Source organism: Oceanisphaera psychrotolerans (assembly GCF_001870485.1).
GTDB classification, from domain to species: domain Bacteria; phylum Pseudomonadota; class Gammaproteobacteria; order Enterobacterales; family Aeromonadaceae; genus Oceanimonas; species Oceanimonas psychrotolerans.
In genome coordinates this window covers 45,181-59,228 of record NZ_MDKE01000005.1, presented here as the reverse complement: position 1 = coordinate 59,228, position 14,048 = coordinate 45,181, and the positions used below count along the sequence as shown (strand labels likewise).

The following is a 14,048-nucleotide window of genomic DNA, read 5'->3' as shown; positions in this document are numbered from 1 at the left end:
TTATTAATCCTTCGCCTCCACCTGTTCCGGACGGAAGGTACGCAGTACCCAGATAAATCCACCAATGATGAAGAAGGCACTCGGCGGCAGCAACAGCAGACCGTTGGCCTGATACCAGCCACCGTTCTTGATCAGCGGCAGTATCTCGATGCCGAACCAGGTGCCGGAACCGAACAGCTCACGGACGGTCGCCACCACCAGCAGGATCAGGCCGTAGCCCAGGCCGTTACCGATGCCGTCCAGGAAGGACATCATCGGCGGGCTCTTCATGGCGTAGGCCTCGGCGCGTCCCATCACGATACAGTTGGTGATGATCAGACCCACGAATACCGACAGCTGCTTGGAGATGTCGTAGGCATACGCCTTGAGGATCTGGTCCACCACGATAACCAGAGAGGCGATAATCGCCATCTGGGCGATAATCCGCACCGAGTTCGGGATCTGGTTACGAACCAGCGAGATAAACAGGTTGGAAAACGCCGTTACCGCAATCACTGCCAGCGACATAACAAAGGCGGTTTGCATCTGCGAAGTCACCGCCAGCGCCGAACAAATACCCAACACCTGCAAGGCGATGGGGTTGTTGCCGATGATGGGACCGAACAGAACCTTTTTCATTTCAGCTTTATCAGCCATTGTTCAGCTCTCCTTCACGAACCTTGGCCAGGAAAGGACCGAAGCCCTGCTCACCGAGCCAGAATTCAAAGGTGTGTTGCACGCCGTTGGAAGTCAGGGTAGCGCCAGACAGGCCGTCTACGCTGGAAGGAGCACCTTCGGGGGCTCCCCCTTTCACCACTTTCAGCGCCGGCTGGCCGTTGTCGTCAAACAGCTTCTTGCCGACAAACTGGGCACGCCAGTTGGGGTTTTCCACCTCACCGCCGAGTCCGGGGGTTTCACCCTGCTCGTAGTAGGTGATGCCCTTGATGGTGTTGCCATCGGGTGCAACGGCGACAAACGCATACATGGTAGACCACAGGCCCTGACCATGGATCGGCAGTATGATGCTGTCCAGCTCGCCGTCTTCGTCCTTGGCCATATACACCGGCACCAGATTGGCGCGACGGCGAATACCGGCCGGATCATCACTCGGGCTCAGCTTGATGCTGGTGGACGGCTCCTTGGCCGCGTTGCGCTGGTTGTAGCCCTGTACCGATTTGTCCGAGAACTCACCGGTGGTCAGGTCCAACAGACGAGCATCGATAAAGCGCTCGTAGTTTTCCGCCACATTGGCACGGCCCAGACCGGCCACGTCAACGATATTGGTCTGTACGTCCAGGGCCTGGTTACGCTGCTGGGTCGGCTTCAGCAATACTGCTGCGCCGGATACCACCACAGAGCAAACCAGACAAAGGCCGCCGATCACGGCAAAGGTTCTGCCGATAGTTTCTTTCTTAGCCACGAGCCAGCCTCCGTTTGATATTGGCCTGCACCACGAAGTGGTCGAACAAGGGGGCGAACAGGTTGGCGAACAGAATGGCCAGCATCATGCCTTCGGGGAAGGCCGGGTTAACCACACGGATCAGCACCACCATGACGCCGATCAGCGCGCCGTACCACCATTTACCCTTGTTGGTAAAGGAAGCAGACACCGGGTCGGTCGCCATGAACATCATGCCGAAGGCAAAACCACCCAGCACCAGGTGCCAGTACCAGGGCATGCTGAACATGCTGTTGGTGTCGGAGCCGATGATGTTGAACAGGGTCGCTGTCACCACCATGCCGAGCATCACACCACCCACGATACGCCAGGAGGCAATACCCAGATAGATGATGAACAGGCCGCCCAGCAGGATAGCCAGGGTAGACACCTCACCGATGGAGCCCTGGATGTTACCGATAAAGGCATCCATCCAGCTGATCAGGGTGCCGCTGTTCACGTCCATCAGCGCAGCCTGACCACCGCTGGCCCACTGGCCCAGAGCAGTCGCACCGGAGAAGCCGTCAACGGCAGTCCAGACGGTGTCACCTGAAATCTCGGCCGGATAGGCGAAGAACAGGAAGGCACGGCCGGCCAGGGCCGGGTTGAGGAAGTTCTTGCCGGTACCGCCGAAGATTTCCTTAGCCATAACCACGCCGAAGGTGATACCCAGCGCCGCCTGCCACAGGGGCAGAGTGGCGGGCACAATCAGGGCGAACAGCACGGAGGTCACGAAGAAACCTTCGTTCACTTCGTGCTTGCGCACGGAAGCGAACAGCACTTCCCAAAAGCCACCGACCAGGAACACTGTCAGGTAGATAGGCAGGAAGTAGGTCGCACCCAGCAGCATATTGCTGCCCCAGCCTGCGCCTTCACCCATGGTGGCCCCCAGGCTCTGCGCCAGACCATAGCGCCAGTTGCCATCGATGACCGCCGCCAGTTCAGCCGGGCTGTACAGGTTGGTCAGAGCACTGATCGCCTGACCACCGGTGTTGTACATGCCGAAGAACATGGCCGGAAAGGTCGCCATCCAGACCATGATCATGATGCGCTTCAGATCGATGCTGTCACGCACATGGGCACCGCTGCGGGTCACCATGCCTGGGGTGTAGAGCACGGTTGCGACCGCTTCATACAGGGCGTAAAACTTTTCGTATTTGCCGCCCGGCTCGAAATGGTGTTCGAGCTTTTCCAGAGTGTGTTTCAAGCTCATTACTTAGCCCTCTAGCTCAATCTTGGTCAGACACTGACGCAGGGCCTGGCCGTAATCGTACTTGCCCGGGCACACATAGGTACAGAGCGCCAGATCTTCTTCATCCAGCTCCAGGCAGCCCAGAGTCTGGGCGCTATCGGTATCATTGGACAGCAGATCACGCAGCAGCAGGGTCGGCAGAATATCCAGTGGCATGATGCGCTCGTAGTTGCCGATCGGCACCATTGCACGGGCGGAACCGTTGGTGGTGGTGGTCAGATCGAACAGCTTGCCCTTAGTCAGGTGGCTCAGGTAGGCGCGGGTCACGGAGAACTTGTTGGCACCCGGCGCCAGCCAGCCCATAAATTCTTTCTCGCGGCCTTCGGCCAGTACCGACACCTGCAGGTGGTAACGACCCAGATAGGCGTGAGGCCCATTGGCGGTAGTACCGGACAGCACGGAACCGGAAATAACACGGCTCTCACCATTCTGCAGTTCACCGGCGGTCAGCTCCTCCAGAGAGGCACCGAGGCGGGTACGCAGCAGACGCGGCTTCTGTACCACCGGGCCACCCAGCGCCACCACGCGGTCGGTAAACAGCTCACCGGTGGTGAACAGCTTGCCGAAGGCAATCACGTCCTGGTAATTGATATACCAGACCACCTTGCCGGCCACGACCGGATCGATGAAGTGAATGTGCGTGCCCGGCAGGCCGGCAGGATGCACGCCACTGAACACTTGTTCGGTGATGTTGCTGGCCTGAGCCTGAGGCAGACTGCCTTCGCCCTTACAGACGTGCACCTGGCCTTCGGTCAACCGGCTCAGTACCTGCAGACCATCGGTAAAGGCTTGCGCATTTTCCTTGATGATCAGTTCGGCATTGGCGCTCAGCGGGTTGGTGTCCATGGCGGTGACGAAGATGGAGCGAGGAGTAGAACCGACGGCAGGTACCTTGCTAAAGGGACGAGTGCGCAGCGCCGTCCACAGGCCGGATTCAACCAGCTGTTCGCGGACAGTATCAGGTTCCAGTTTGGAAAGTTCAGCGGAAGCGTATTTTGAGAAAGTAATCTGTTCTTCGCTGTCATCGACGGCAATCACGACCGATTGCAGTACACGTTTGGCACCACGGTTGATTTCAACCACGGTACCAGCGGCGGGAGCTGTGAACTTAACGCCTGGATTCTTCTTGTCTTCGAAGATCACCTGACCTTTTTTGACACGATCCTCTACCTTGACGTGCATGGTAGGGCGCATGCCCACAAACTCCTCGCCCAGCGTAGCAACACGTTTGATGGCAGGGCCATCGTAGATTACTTGCTCTGGGGCCCCGGAAACCGGGAGGTCCAGTCCTTTTTTAATTGTAATCATACTCACTTGCACTACTTGTTAGGGGAAGACAGGTACTTGCCATGTCAGACATGACAACATGCTGATGAGTCGCTACCGGTCTGCCTCTATCCTGTTGAAACAACATGACTACAGTCCGATAACATCCAGCCCGATATAAAAGGCGCATAATTCTAGCACTTTTAACGCGGCGGCTGCCACGGCAATTACCAAAATTTAGCGCCTCTTTCGGGAAAGCCTGCTTGTTCAAAGTTTCGCCTAGCAAAAATAAGGCCATGATATTTGGCTACTTAATTATGCTTTGGTCTCATTGCGAACCGGAGGGACTCACGCCTCGAGGTACGACTATATCCTGAGGGTGGATGACATGCGTGGTCAGCCCGACACGCCGCCCTGACCACGACAGTTGGGACTGTCCGGCACGCCTGCGCGCGCTGCCATTCGGCAGGGGTCAGGGTATGCAACGCCAGGGCGTGAACGCCACCGGCCAGTTCCTCGGCCAGCAACGTATTCAGAGCCCGATGCCGCGCCAGCAATCGCTGACCTTCGAACTGCTCGCTGACCACCACCAGTTTGAAATGGGTCTCCGAGCCCGGCGCCACCCGGTGCATGTAGCTTTCGTTGATCACTTCCAGATGCACGGGCGACAACGCCGCCTGCACCTTGTTCTCGATAAGAGACTGTATCGACATGATTTACTCCTGCATAAACGACAATATCCCAGGACCTGACGATGCCCGCTCCGCTTTCACTCACTCTCACGGTGTCGAGGAAGATAGCGAAAGGTGAGATTGATGCGCTCCCGGTCAACGGCCCCGGCTTTGGGTAGGGCATGCTGCCAATGATGCTGCATTTCGCCCGCCATCACCAGCAGGCTGCCATGGCTCAGCATCAGTTGTCGGCGTTCGCCGTCCTTGTGCCGCAGAGTGAAGCCCCGCGTCGCCCCCAGGCTGATGGAAGCGATGACCGGGTTTGCCCCCAGCTCGGGTTCGTTATCCGCATGCCAGCCCATGCTGTCCTGACCATGACGGTACCGGTTGAGCAAGACGCCGTTGAAGGGCTGCTCGCAGATGACTTGCACTTGCTTTCGAATCTCGTTGACCAGCGGGTGCCAGACTGCAGGTTCTCGGGTTTTGCCGGAATAACGGTACACCGCCTCCCCCATCCAGCAGGACAGCCTGGGCTCGTCGTGCTCCCGTCCGAACAGGCGCAGCCGATGCTGCTGCCAGGGGATCTCTGCCTGCAGTTGCTCGAACCAGGCGTCCGCCTCGGATACGAAGGCATCCGGCCACCACAGCAGCCGCCCCTGAGGCAGGGTGATCCATTGGGGCGACTCGGCCCACAGCTCCATACTGCTTTCCCCCATTAACTGCTAAAATGGCTCTTTTTTCTGTCAGGCCATCGCATCATGAATCATCATTTTCCCCTGCCTCAGGGTGGCGAGCTGTTACTGCATCGTTACCCTCGCCCCGCCCAGCACGGCCTGCAAGCCTGGGATGCGGCCGATGAATATATCATAACCGAGCTGATGACCCGGGAATGGGACCAGACCGCCCCCCTGCTGATCCTCAACGACGGCTTCGGTGCGCTCACCCTGGCACTGCATCATCATCGTCCCTACAGCCTGACCGACTCCCGCATCAGCGAGCTGGCGATGGACGCCAATGCCCGGGACAACGGCCTGGAAAAAAACTGGCTGTCACTGAACAGCCTGGCCGAATTGCCGGGACAGCCGGGGCTGGTGCTGATGAAGCTGCCCAAGACCAACGCCATGCTCGAATATCAACTGGCGGCCCTGAGCCAGGTGATGGGGCCGGACACCCGCCTCGTCGTCGGCGCCAAGGCGCGCGACATTCACAGTTCGACCCTGAAGCTGTTCGAGCACTATATCGGTCCCACCCATACCAGCCTGGCCTGGAAAAAAGCACGACTAATCTTCTGCCAGCGGGACGGTTCCAGAGAGGCAACACCGCTGCCGGCACCGCTGTCGTGGCCGCTGGAAGGCACCGGCTTTACCATTCATAACCATGCCAACGTGTTTTCCCGCATCAGCCTCGATATCGGTGCCCGTTTCATGCTCGAGCACCTGCCCGCCAACCGCCCGGACCGGATCATCGATCTCGGTTGCGGCAACGGCGTACTGGGACTGACGGCATTGGCGCGCAATCCGGATGCCGAGGTCACCTTCGTGGACGAGTCTTACATGGCCATGGCCAGCGCCCGCCTCAATGTCAGCGAAAACCTGCCCGAGGCCGGATCCCGTGCCCGCTTCATGGTCAATAACTGTCTCGACGGCATGGCCGCCGACAGTGCCGATCTGATACTGTGTAATCCGCCGTTTCACCAGCAGCAGGCCATTACCGATCACATCGCCTGGCAAATGTTCGTCGACGCCAAACGGGTGCTGCGCCGTGGCGGCGAGCTGCTGCTGGTTGCCAACCGTCACCTTGATTACCATCAGAAGCTGAAACGACTGTTCGGCAATCAACGAGTGGTGGCATCCAACCGCAAATTCGTTATTCTCAGAGCCATTAAAACCTCGTAAGGAACACTTTCATGAAACCCATCAAATGGTTAACAACCGGTATGCTGGCCCTGAGCCTGACCGCCTGTGCCAGCTACTACCCCATCGCGGTCGATGTCAGCCCCACGGTGGAGGCCAGCGCCGGCGTGTACCGGGGCCAGTCGGTCTCGCTCAGCAGCCAGGATGGCCGCAAGAACGACTACGTCATTCAAATCGAGCAAAAAGACAAGGCACCGGTGGTGGTTGGCGCCAGCAACAACCTCAAGGTGCAGATGGAGCAGGCACTGGCTCAGGGTCTGAGCAATCAGGGCGCCTTTATCGAGAACGGCGCCCGCACCCAGGTAACACTGGAGCTGCAGGAAGTACTGGCCCGGGTGATCCGCGGCCACATCAGCTACGATGTGGTGCAACAGTTGCGGGTGCAACTGACCCTGCAGCGCGATGGTCGTACCATCACCAAGCAATATCGCCGCAGCGCCCAGGCCGAGTTCCCCGGTCGCCTGCATCCGGAACTGGACAAGGTAAAAGAAGCCTTGAACGAACAGCTGTCGTTGCTGGTCAAGGACATGCTGGCCGATCGCGATGTACAACAATTTATCGGGGGTAACTAAATGAAGCGTCTTCTCCTGCTGGCCGCCGGCCTGCTGATGGCCGGCTCGGCGCTGGCCGGGCCCCGGGTCGAGCTGGTCACCAACATGGGCACACTTCAGGTCGAGCTGAACGAGTCTTCAGCGCCGGCGTCGGTGGCCAACTTTCTGCGTTACGTGGATGACGGCAGCTACAACAACAGTCTCTTTCACCGGTTGATCCCCGGCTTTGTGGTACAGGGCGGTGGCTTCGACACCGACCATGAGCCCTTGCCAACCTACGCCCCCGTGATAAACGAGTCCGGCAATGGTCTCTCCAACCTGAGCGGCACCATCGCCATGGCCCGCACTCAGGATCCCGACAGCGCCACCCGTCAGTTTTACATCAATCTCAGCGACAATCTGTCGCTGGATGGCGGCCGCAAGGCCGGTTACACGGTGTTTGGCCGGGTGATCGACGGCGAGCAGGTACTGCAACAGATGGCGCAAGTGCCCACCGGCATGAACCTCAAGCTGCGCGCGCGGGACGTACCGGAGCAGCCCATCATACTGCAACAGGTTCGCCGCCTGGCTCATGGCGACGCGGCCCATTAACGTCTTGAGCAAGGACAGATGGACACAGCAACTGGCGCTCTATGCCGAACGCCGGGTGCTGACCCTGTTTGCCCTGGGTTTTTCCTCCGGCCTGCCGCTGTTGCTGGTGTTTGGTACCCTGTCGTTCTGGCTGCGAGAAGCCGGCGTCAGCCGTACCAGCATCGGTTTCTTCAGCTGGGTCGCCCTGGCCTACGGGGTGAAATGGTTGTGGTCGCCGCTGGTGGACCGTCTTCCCCTGCCCTGGCTGTCACGCCGCATGGGCCGGCGCCGCAGCTGGATGCTGCTGTCGCAGCTGATCATCATGGCGGCGCTGGCCGGCATGGCCTATTCCGATCCGAATACACAAATTGTCAATCTGGCGCTGTTTGCGCTGGCGGTGGCGTTTGCTTCCGCCACCCAGGACATCGTCATCGACGCCTATCGTATCGAGGCCGCCCCCGAGCGGCTGCAGGGAGCCCTGGCCGCCGCCTACATGACCGGCTACCGCCTGGCGATGATCATGGCCGGCGCCGGTGCATTGGCCATTGCCGCCTGGGCCGGCTCCGATCTGGGGTACGATCCTGCCGGCTGGCAAGTCGCCTACCTGTGCATGATGGCCCTGATGCTGGTGGGGGTGATCACCTGCCTGCTGTTGCATGAACCCGACGTCGACCTGCGGCAACAGCAGCAGGCTCAGGCCGACCACCACCAGCAACTGCTCGATCGGGGTTATCCCCGCCCTCTGGCCAGCCTGCTGGCCTTTTTCGCCAGTGCCGTGGTGGCACCTTTTGCCGAATTCTTTCATCGTTTCGGCCGCCAGGCACTGGTGATACTGGCGCTGATCGCCTGTTACCGGGTGTCTGATGTGGTGATGGGCGTGATGGCGAACCCTTTCTATGTGGACATGGGCTTCAGCAAGTCACAGATTGCCACCGTCACCAAGGTATACGGGGTGATCATGACCCTGGTCGGCGCCGCCGTGGGCGGGATCATGGTGAGCCGGTTCGGTACCCTGCGCATCCTGATGCTGGGTGCGGTACTGGCGGCAGGCACCAATCTGATGTTTGCGCTGATGAGTCAGCTCGGCCCCGACGTGCGATTGCTGACGCTGATTATCTCGCTGGACAACCTCAGTGCCGGTATCGCCACCGCCGCCTTTATCACCTATCTGTCCAGCCTGACCAACGTCGCCTTTTCTGCCACCCAGTACGCGCTGTTCAGTTCGGTGATGATGCTGCTGCCCAAGTTTCTGGCCGGCTTTTCGGGAATGGCGGTGGACGCCTATGGCTATGCGCCCTTCTTTATCGGCTCCGCCGCCATCGGCCTGCCGGTGCTGTGGCTGATCCGCCGGGTGGCGAAATCGAGTGTGGGTGAAGGGTAAGAGGAAAAAAACAAACAACTGTCCCCTGTAGGCCCGAATTTATTCGGGCAATGCCTGCATCAGCGCTGGGATCTCCCCGGCCTACAGAGGAAAAGCGTCGGCGTCTCAATCCCGGAAATTGTTGAACTGCAGCGGCTGCTCCTGCTCGCCCTGGCGCAGCAGCGCCATCACCTGCTGCAGATCGTCCCGCTTCTTGCCGGTCACCCGCAGCTGTTCGCCCTGAATGGACGCCTGCACCTTGATCTTGCTGTCCTTTATCTGCTTGACCAGCTTCTTGGCGAGAGCCGTGTCGATACCCTGCCTGAAACCCAGCTCCTGAATATGACGCTTGCCCGAGCGCACTATGCTACCCGGATCCAGCACCCGGACATCGATGCCCCGCTTGATCAAGGCCCCCCGCAGCATATCCCGCATCTGCTGCAGCTGAAGTTCCGCATCGGCACTCAGTTTGACCTTGTCGTCCTTCAGCTCGAAGCTGGCCTCGACTCCGCGAAAATCGAAGCGGGTATCCAGCTCCCGGTTGGCGTTTTCCACCGCATTGCGAACTTCATTCATCTCTACTTCAGACACAATATCAAAAGACGGCATCCTGACTCCTTAAAAACGGTTTTGTTAACCGGCAGCGATAAAAAAACGCTCTGGTAACGACGGCGCTTCGCGGCTAACGTATAGGCTCAAACAAAGCATGATAATAACAAAATTCAGGGGATAGAGTGATGACGGAATGGACCATTCTCGGGGCCGGCGCCCTGGGTTGTGTGATGGCGGGCCTGCTGCGCCAGCGAGGCGAACGGGTCGCCTTGATGCTGTCGGAGCGTCACCGTAGCCATTTTCACCCCAGTCTGGACATGATCACCCTCGGTGGCCGCCACCAGCTGATCCAGACGCAGCCCCGCTTTGCCGAGCAGGCCCGGCAGGCGGAATGCCTGCTGGTATTCACCAAGGCCTATCAGGTAGTGGACGCGTTAACAGGATTGCAGCAGCTGCCCACCACGGCGCCTATAGTGCTGTTGCACAATGGCCTGGGCGCCGCCGAACAGGTACAGGAACTGTTCCCCCATAATCCGCTGATTGCCGGCGTCAGCAGCCACGGCGCCATGAAAGAAGGCGACTGGCTGGTACGCCATACCGGCAAGGGGGAAACCTGGCTGGGGCCGCTGAACGAGGCGGCCCACGCATGGGCTCACCTGGTCAAACCCTTATCGGCGGCGCTGGGGCATGCCGAGTGGAGTGAAGACATCCGGCTGCACCAGCATCGCAAGCTGAGCATCAATGCGGTGATCAACCCGCTCACCGCCTGCCACAATATCCGCAACGGTCAGCTGCTGGAACCCCGCTATGCCGATGTGCTGGAACAGCTGAGCGAAGAGGTCTTTCAGGTGATGGCGAACCTTGGCGAAACCGAAAGCCAGGACGCATTTCGCCGCCGGCTGCAGCAGGTCATTGAGCTGACCGCGACCAACTATTCGTCCATGCATCAGGATCTGGTCCACGGTCGCAAAACCGAGAATGATTACATTACCGGCTACATCCTGGCCCATGCCGGTACGCAGCCGGTGCCGGTCAGCAGCCAGCTCTATCGGGAGATAAAGCGCAGAGGCGGATAAGGCAGGAGCATCTGAGGGGTAAGGCGGGCATCGTGAGGGGCGGCGGGAAGAACGGGTTTTTCACCTCACTCCTCACGCCTCCCCCTCTGAATTAAGGCTTGTATACCTTGACGTTGTCGAAGCCCTGCTCCTTGAGGTGAATAGCCTGCAAGCGGCTCATCACTCCCCGGGCGCAATACAGCAGATAGGTTTTGTCGGGATCCAGCTCGGTAAACTGACTGGCCAGCTTGAAAAACGGCATGGTGACGACTTTATGGCCGGGCACGGTCAGCGGCGCTTCTTCTTCTTCTTCCGGAGCGCGAATGTCGAGGATCACCTCGGCCACATCGGCCCCCTGGCTGAACTCCACTTCCGGCAGTTCCCACTTTTGTTCCAGCTTACGCACATCTTCCACAAAAGAAGCCTGGATGGCGGTGTCGAGCACGCCAAAATCGAAGTTGGCTTCTTCGTGCTCCACCTTGGACAACTTGGCCTTGATGGTGGGGCTCTTGGAAATCACGCCACAGTATTCCGGCATCTTCTCGGCATAGGGAGCGGTGCCAATCTGGCGGGCCACGTCGATGATGTCCTGCTTGTCGGCGGCGATCAGCGGCCGCAGTATCAGGGTGTCGGTCACTCTGTCGATCACGTTGAGGTTGGTGACCGTCTGGCTGGATACCTGGCCCATGGACTCACCGGTGACCAACGCGTTGATCGCCAGCTTTTCGGCCACGGCGGCACCGGCACGCATCATCATCCGCTTCAGCACCACGCCCATGTGGCCGTTATCAACCTTCGCCAGAATTTCGCCGACCACTTCCTCGAAGGGAACAGAGATAAACTTGACCCGGTGCGAAGAGCCGAATTTCTTCCATAGGTAGTACACCACTTCACGGACGCCCGCTTCGTGCTCCGCACCACCGAGGTTGAAGAAACAGTAATGTACCCGGCTGCCCCGCTTGATGAACTGATAGGATGACACGCCGGAGTCATAGCCGCCGGACATCAGGCTGAGCACGCTTTCCTGAGTGGCGATGGGGTAGCCGCCCATGCCCGCATGCTGGTCGCTGACCAGATAGAGGCGTTCGCCGTCCAGCTCCAGATTCACCTGCACATCCGGATTCTTCAGCCTGACCCCGCCGGTCTCACAGCGCTGGTTAAGGCCGCCTCCCACGTAACGTTCCACATCCAGCGAGCTGAACGACTGCTGGCCCCGGCGCTTGGCGCGTACACAGAAGGTTTTACCGGCCAGCTTGTCACCGAACATCTCTTCGGTCAGGGTCAGGATCTCGTCCAGTGACTCCACCTTGCACTCTTTGACTTCCAGAAACGACTGAATACCCGGAATACAGGCCAGCGCTTCTATCATGGCCAGACGATGGGGTTCGGTCAGGATATTGGTGCGGACAATCAGCTTGTCCCAGTCGGACCGGATTTTGATATTCTCATCCAGAGGCTTGAGCACATTACGGATATTGCTCTGCAAGATCTTGCTCATGCGCTGGCGCACCGACTTGCTCTTGATGGTGATTTCTGGATGCAGCTTGATAATAAATTTCATAAATTCGGTACGCCTAGAACAGCAAAAGTAGAACAACACAAAAACGAAAGCCCGGCATTATACACGACAATGCCGGGCCTTTGCTCAAATAATAACGGCAACTGAATAGCGCCTGGCCACTGCCCCCTCTCGTATTTTACTGGGGAGCGAGCAGATCCAACGGCGGTGAAAACTTGGGTTTACCCTGAGAAATGGTGATCTCCACCCGCCGGTTGCGGCGCCGGTTTTCGGAAGTATCGTTGGGCTCCAGCGGCCGGGTTCCTGCCATGCCCAGCACCACCATGCGCTCGCTTTCGAAGCCATCTACCCGCAACAACCGTTCTGCCACCGCCAGCGCCCGCTGGGCCGACAGTTCCCAGTTGGAGCGAAACAGCTCGTTGCTGGTCTGGATATCGTCGGTATGACCCGACACCAGGATCTCGCCGGGAACATCCTTGAGCAGCTCGCCAATTTGACGCACCACCGGCCAGAACTGGGGCTGCAAAAAGGCGGATCCCGCCGAGAAAGAAGCATTTTCCTTGATGCGGATGATCACCTGCTGTCCCAGTGCTTCTATCTCGATGGCATCCTGCTCTATGGACTGACTGAGTTCCTCGGCCAGGGCCTCGGCAAATATCACCATCTGCTGCTCCGTCGGCGCCACCTCCTCCGGCTCCCCGCCATTGAGCTTGCCGCTTTCCCGGCCCTCGCCCGCAGAACGGTCCTGCTCTCCCGGCTGGAAGTCCAGCTCGGCCTGCGTTGAGTCGGTAGTATGCTGCATGATCATGTCGATCGGCGTCGGTTGCGGCTGACCGGGCCTGAATTCCAGGGCGATGACCGAGGTCCCCTTGGGAATGCCGTCCGCCTCGATCAGATTCTGTACCCCGAAGGCATATTTCATGCTGCCGGACACCTGTTTGAACTTGAGCACGTCCATTTCGGCAAAGGCCAGCAGCAACACGAAAAAGCTCATCAGGATGGTGGCCAGATCGGCAAAAGTCGCCATCCAGGCCGGCGCACCGGCCGGTTGGGGCTTGCTCTTCTTCGCCACTACTCCTCCTTCTGCCGCTTGCTGTCGGCCAGGTAGTTTTCCAGCAGTCCCTGTAGTACCCGCGGATTCTGCCCGTCCTGGATCCCCAGCACCGCATCCAGGATCAGGGTGCGGTTAAGCCGCTCTTCCCCGGAGCGCAGCTCAAGCTTGTCGGCGATGGGCAGGGCCACCATATTGGCCAGCATGGCGCCATAAAGGGTGGTCAGCAGCGCAATCGCCATCGCCGGGCCGATGGCCTTGGGATCATCCATGTTCGCCAGCATGGCCACCAGACCGATCAGGGTGCCGATCATGCCCATGGCCGGGGCCACATCGCCCAGTGCCCGAAAGATTTTCGCTCCCTGCTCCTGCCGTTCGGCGGTGAGATCGATGTCTTTTTCCAGCGCCGCCTTCACCACATTCTGCTCATGACCGTCCACCAGCATGTCCACCGCCTTTTGCAGGAAGGGATTGGTGATTTCCGCCTCTTCCAGTGCCAGGAAGCCGCCTTTTCGCGCCGAGTCGGCCAGCACCACCACCCGCTCGATCAGCTCTTCGGGTTTTTCCAGCTTGAACATGAAGGCCTTGGCCGCCACCTTCGCCGCTCCCAGAAACTGGCCCAGATTGAACTTCATCATCACCACGAACAGGGAGCCGATCAACACAATAAAAATCGATGGTACGTCCACATAGAGACCGAGGCTGCCTCCCAGCACCATTGCCATGCCAACAAAGGCCATTCCACCGATCAATCCGATAATCGTTGCCAGATCCAAAGCAAAGTCCTCATTGGTGATTGCATGTTATTGCGGACATAAACGGCGCCAATATTACCTTGTTAGGGCGTGGCTTGTCGCTGTTGGTGTTATCG

14 protein-coding genes and 1 pseudogene are annotated in these 14,048 nt (G+C 59.0%); 5 read left to right on the top strand and 10 right to left on the bottom strand.

Translation table 11 applies throughout. The annotated features are described in order from the left end of the window. Positions 1–3: 3 nt before the first annotated feature. From BFR47_RS02145 to BFR47_RS02120, 6 genes and pseudogenes are all read right to left on the bottom strand, one after another. A complete protein-coding gene (locus BFR47_RS02145) occupies positions 4–636 on the bottom strand; it encodes an NADH:ubiquinone reductase (Na(+)-transporting) subunit D (protein WP_071471542.1) in 633 nt (210 codons plus the stop codon). Beyond that, entirely contained in the window at positions 629–1,399 is a 771-nt protein-coding gene (locus BFR47_RS02140; protein WP_071471541.1) for a Na(+)-translocating NADH-quinone reductase subunit C, read from the bottom strand. The genes BFR47_RS02145 and BFR47_RS02140 overlap by 8 nt, the downstream gene beginning before the upstream one ends. Beyond that, on the bottom strand, positions 1,392–2,630 hold the full coding sequence (locus tag BFR47_RS02135; protein ID WP_071471540.1) for an NADH:ubiquinone reductase (Na(+)-transporting) subunit B: 1,239 nt from the start codon (positions 2,628–2,630) through the stop codon (positions 1,392–1,394). The genes BFR47_RS02140 and BFR47_RS02135 overlap by 8 nt, the downstream gene beginning before the upstream one ends. Positions 2,631–2,633: 3 nt before the next feature. Next, the gene (locus BFR47_RS02130; RefSeq protein WP_071471539.1) at positions 2,634–3,977 is read right to left on the bottom strand and encodes a Na(+)-translocating NADH-quinone reductase subunit A; all 1,344 of its coding nucleotides are present in this window, start codon (positions 3,975–3,977) and stop codon (positions 2,634–2,636) included. 354 nt (positions 3,978–4,331) lie between these two features. Further along, positions 4,332–4,648 (bottom strand): annotated as a pseudogene (locus BFR47_RS02125) (BolA family protein). Between the two features lie 56 nt (positions 4,649–4,704). Further along, complete coding sequence (locus tag BFR47_RS02120; protein ID WP_071471579.1) at positions 4,705–5,307, bottom strand: alpha-ketoglutarate-dependent dioxygenase AlkB family protein; 603 nt, start codon at positions 5,305–5,307, stop codon at positions 4,705–4,707. Positions 5,308–5,364: 57 nt separating this feature from the next. On the opposite strand from BFR47_RS02120, the gene BFR47_RS02115 reads away from it, so the two are divergent. Genes BFR47_RS02115 through BFR47_RS02100 form a run of 4 tightly spaced genes read left to right on the top strand, consistent with a single transcriptional unit; the run spans position 5,365 to position 9,021 of the window. After that, positions 5,365–6,501 carry a methyltransferase gene (locus BFR47_RS02115; RefSeq protein ID WP_071471538.1) on the top strand — a complete coding sequence of 379 codons (1,137 nt, stop codon included), beginning with the start codon at positions 5,365–5,367 and terminating at the stop codon, positions 6,499–6,501. 11 nt (positions 6,502–6,512) lie between these two features. After that, a complete protein-coding gene (locus BFR47_RS02110) occupies positions 6,513–7,091 on the top strand; it encodes a YajG family lipoprotein (RefSeq protein ID WP_071471537.1) in 579 nt (192 codons plus the stop codon). Then, on the top strand, positions 7,092–7,661 hold the full coding sequence (locus BFR47_RS02105; RefSeq protein WP_071471536.1) for a peptidylprolyl isomerase: 570 nt from the start codon (positions 7,092–7,094) through the stop codon (positions 7,659–7,661). It abuts the gene before it with no gap. After that, positions 7,642–9,021, top strand: a complete 1,380-nt coding sequence (locus BFR47_RS02100) for an AmpG family muropeptide MFS transporter (RefSeq protein ID WP_071471535.1) — start codon at positions 7,642–7,644, stop codon at positions 9,019–9,021. Before BFR47_RS02105 ends, BFR47_RS02100 begins: the two co-directional genes overlap by 20 nt. 105 nt (positions 9,022–9,126) lie before the next feature. Here BFR47_RS02100 and BFR47_RS02095 read toward each other — a convergent pair whose 3' ends face one another. Continuing rightward, positions 9,127–9,609: a YajQ family cyclic di-GMP-binding protein gene (locus BFR47_RS02095; RefSeq protein ID WP_071471534.1), complete on the bottom strand. Its 483-nt coding sequence runs from the start codon at positions 9,607–9,609 to the stop codon at positions 9,127–9,129. 128 nt (positions 9,610–9,737) lie between these two features. Here BFR47_RS02095 and BFR47_RS02090 point away from each other — a divergent pair, with 128 nt between their 5' ends. Further along, positions 9,738–10,628: a ketopantoate reductase family protein gene (locus tag BFR47_RS02090; protein ID WP_071471533.1), complete on the top strand. Its 891-nt coding sequence runs from the start codon at positions 9,738–9,740 to the stop codon at positions 10,626–10,628. A 91-nt stretch (positions 10,629–10,719) separates the two neighbouring features. Here the strand turns inward: BFR47_RS02090 and thiI are convergent, their stop codons facing one another. From thiI to pomA, 3 genes are all read right to left on the bottom strand, one after another. After that, positions 10,720–12,168: a tRNA uracil 4-sulfurtransferase ThiI gene (thiI, locus tag BFR47_RS02085; RefSeq protein WP_071471532.1), complete on the bottom strand. Its 1,449-nt coding sequence runs from the start codon at positions 12,166–12,168 to the stop codon at positions 10,720–10,722. Positions 12,169–12,304: 136 nt separating this feature from the next. Then, positions 12,305–13,198: a flagellar motor protein MotB gene (locus BFR47_RS02080; RefSeq protein ID WP_083398971.1), complete on the bottom strand. Its 894-nt coding sequence runs from the start codon at positions 13,196–13,198 to the stop codon at positions 12,305–12,307. Continuing rightward, entirely contained in the window at positions 13,198–13,953 is a 756-nt protein-coding gene (gene pomA / locus BFR47_RS02075; RefSeq protein ID WP_071471531.1) for a flagellar motor protein PomA, read from the bottom strand. Before pomA ends, BFR47_RS02080 begins: the two co-directional genes overlap by 1 nt. Positions 13,954–14,048 lie beyond the last annotated feature (95 nt).

Coding starts and splice junctions, on each gene's coding strand:
- BFR47_RS02145 (WP_071471542.1), bottom strand. CDS start 636: ATGGCTGATAAAGCTGAAATGAAAAAGGTTCTGTTCGGTCCCATCATC.
- BFR47_RS02135 (WP_071471540.1), bottom strand. CDS start 2,630: ATGAGCTTGAAACACACTCTGGAAAAGCTCGAACACCATTTCGAGCCG.
- BFR47_RS02130 (WP_071471539.1), bottom strand. CDS start 3,977: ATGATTACAATTAAAAAAGGACTGGACCTCCCGGTTTCCGGGGCCCCA.
- BFR47_RS02120 (WP_071471579.1), bottom strand. CDS start 5,307: ATGGAGCTGTGGGCCGAGTCGCCCCAATGGATCACCCTGCCTCAGGGG.
- BFR47_RS02115 (WP_071471538.1), top strand. CDS start 5,365: ATGAATCATCATTTTCCCCTGCCTCAGGGTGGCGAGCTGTTACTGCAT.
- BFR47_RS02110 (WP_071471537.1), top strand. CDS start 6,513: ATGAAACCCATCAAATGGTTAACAACCGGTATGCTGGCCCTGAGCCTG.
- BFR47_RS02105 (WP_071471536.1), top strand. CDS start 7,092: ATGAAGCGTCTTCTCCTGCTGGCCGCCGGCCTGCTGATGGCCGGCTCG.
- BFR47_RS02100 (WP_071471535.1), top strand. CDS start 7,642: ATGGCGACGCGGCCCATTAACGTCTTGAGCAAGGACAGATGGACACAG.
- BFR47_RS02095 (WP_071471534.1), bottom strand. CDS start 9,609: ATGCCGTCTTTTGATATTGTGTCTGAAGTAGAGATGAATGAAGTTCGC.
- BFR47_RS02090 (WP_071471533.1), top strand. CDS start 9,738: ATGACGGAATGGACCATTCTCGGGGCCGGCGCCCTGGGTTGTGTGATG.
- thiI (WP_071471532.1), bottom strand. CDS start 12,168: ATGAAATTTATTATCAAGCTGCATCCAGAAATCACCATCAAGAGCAAG.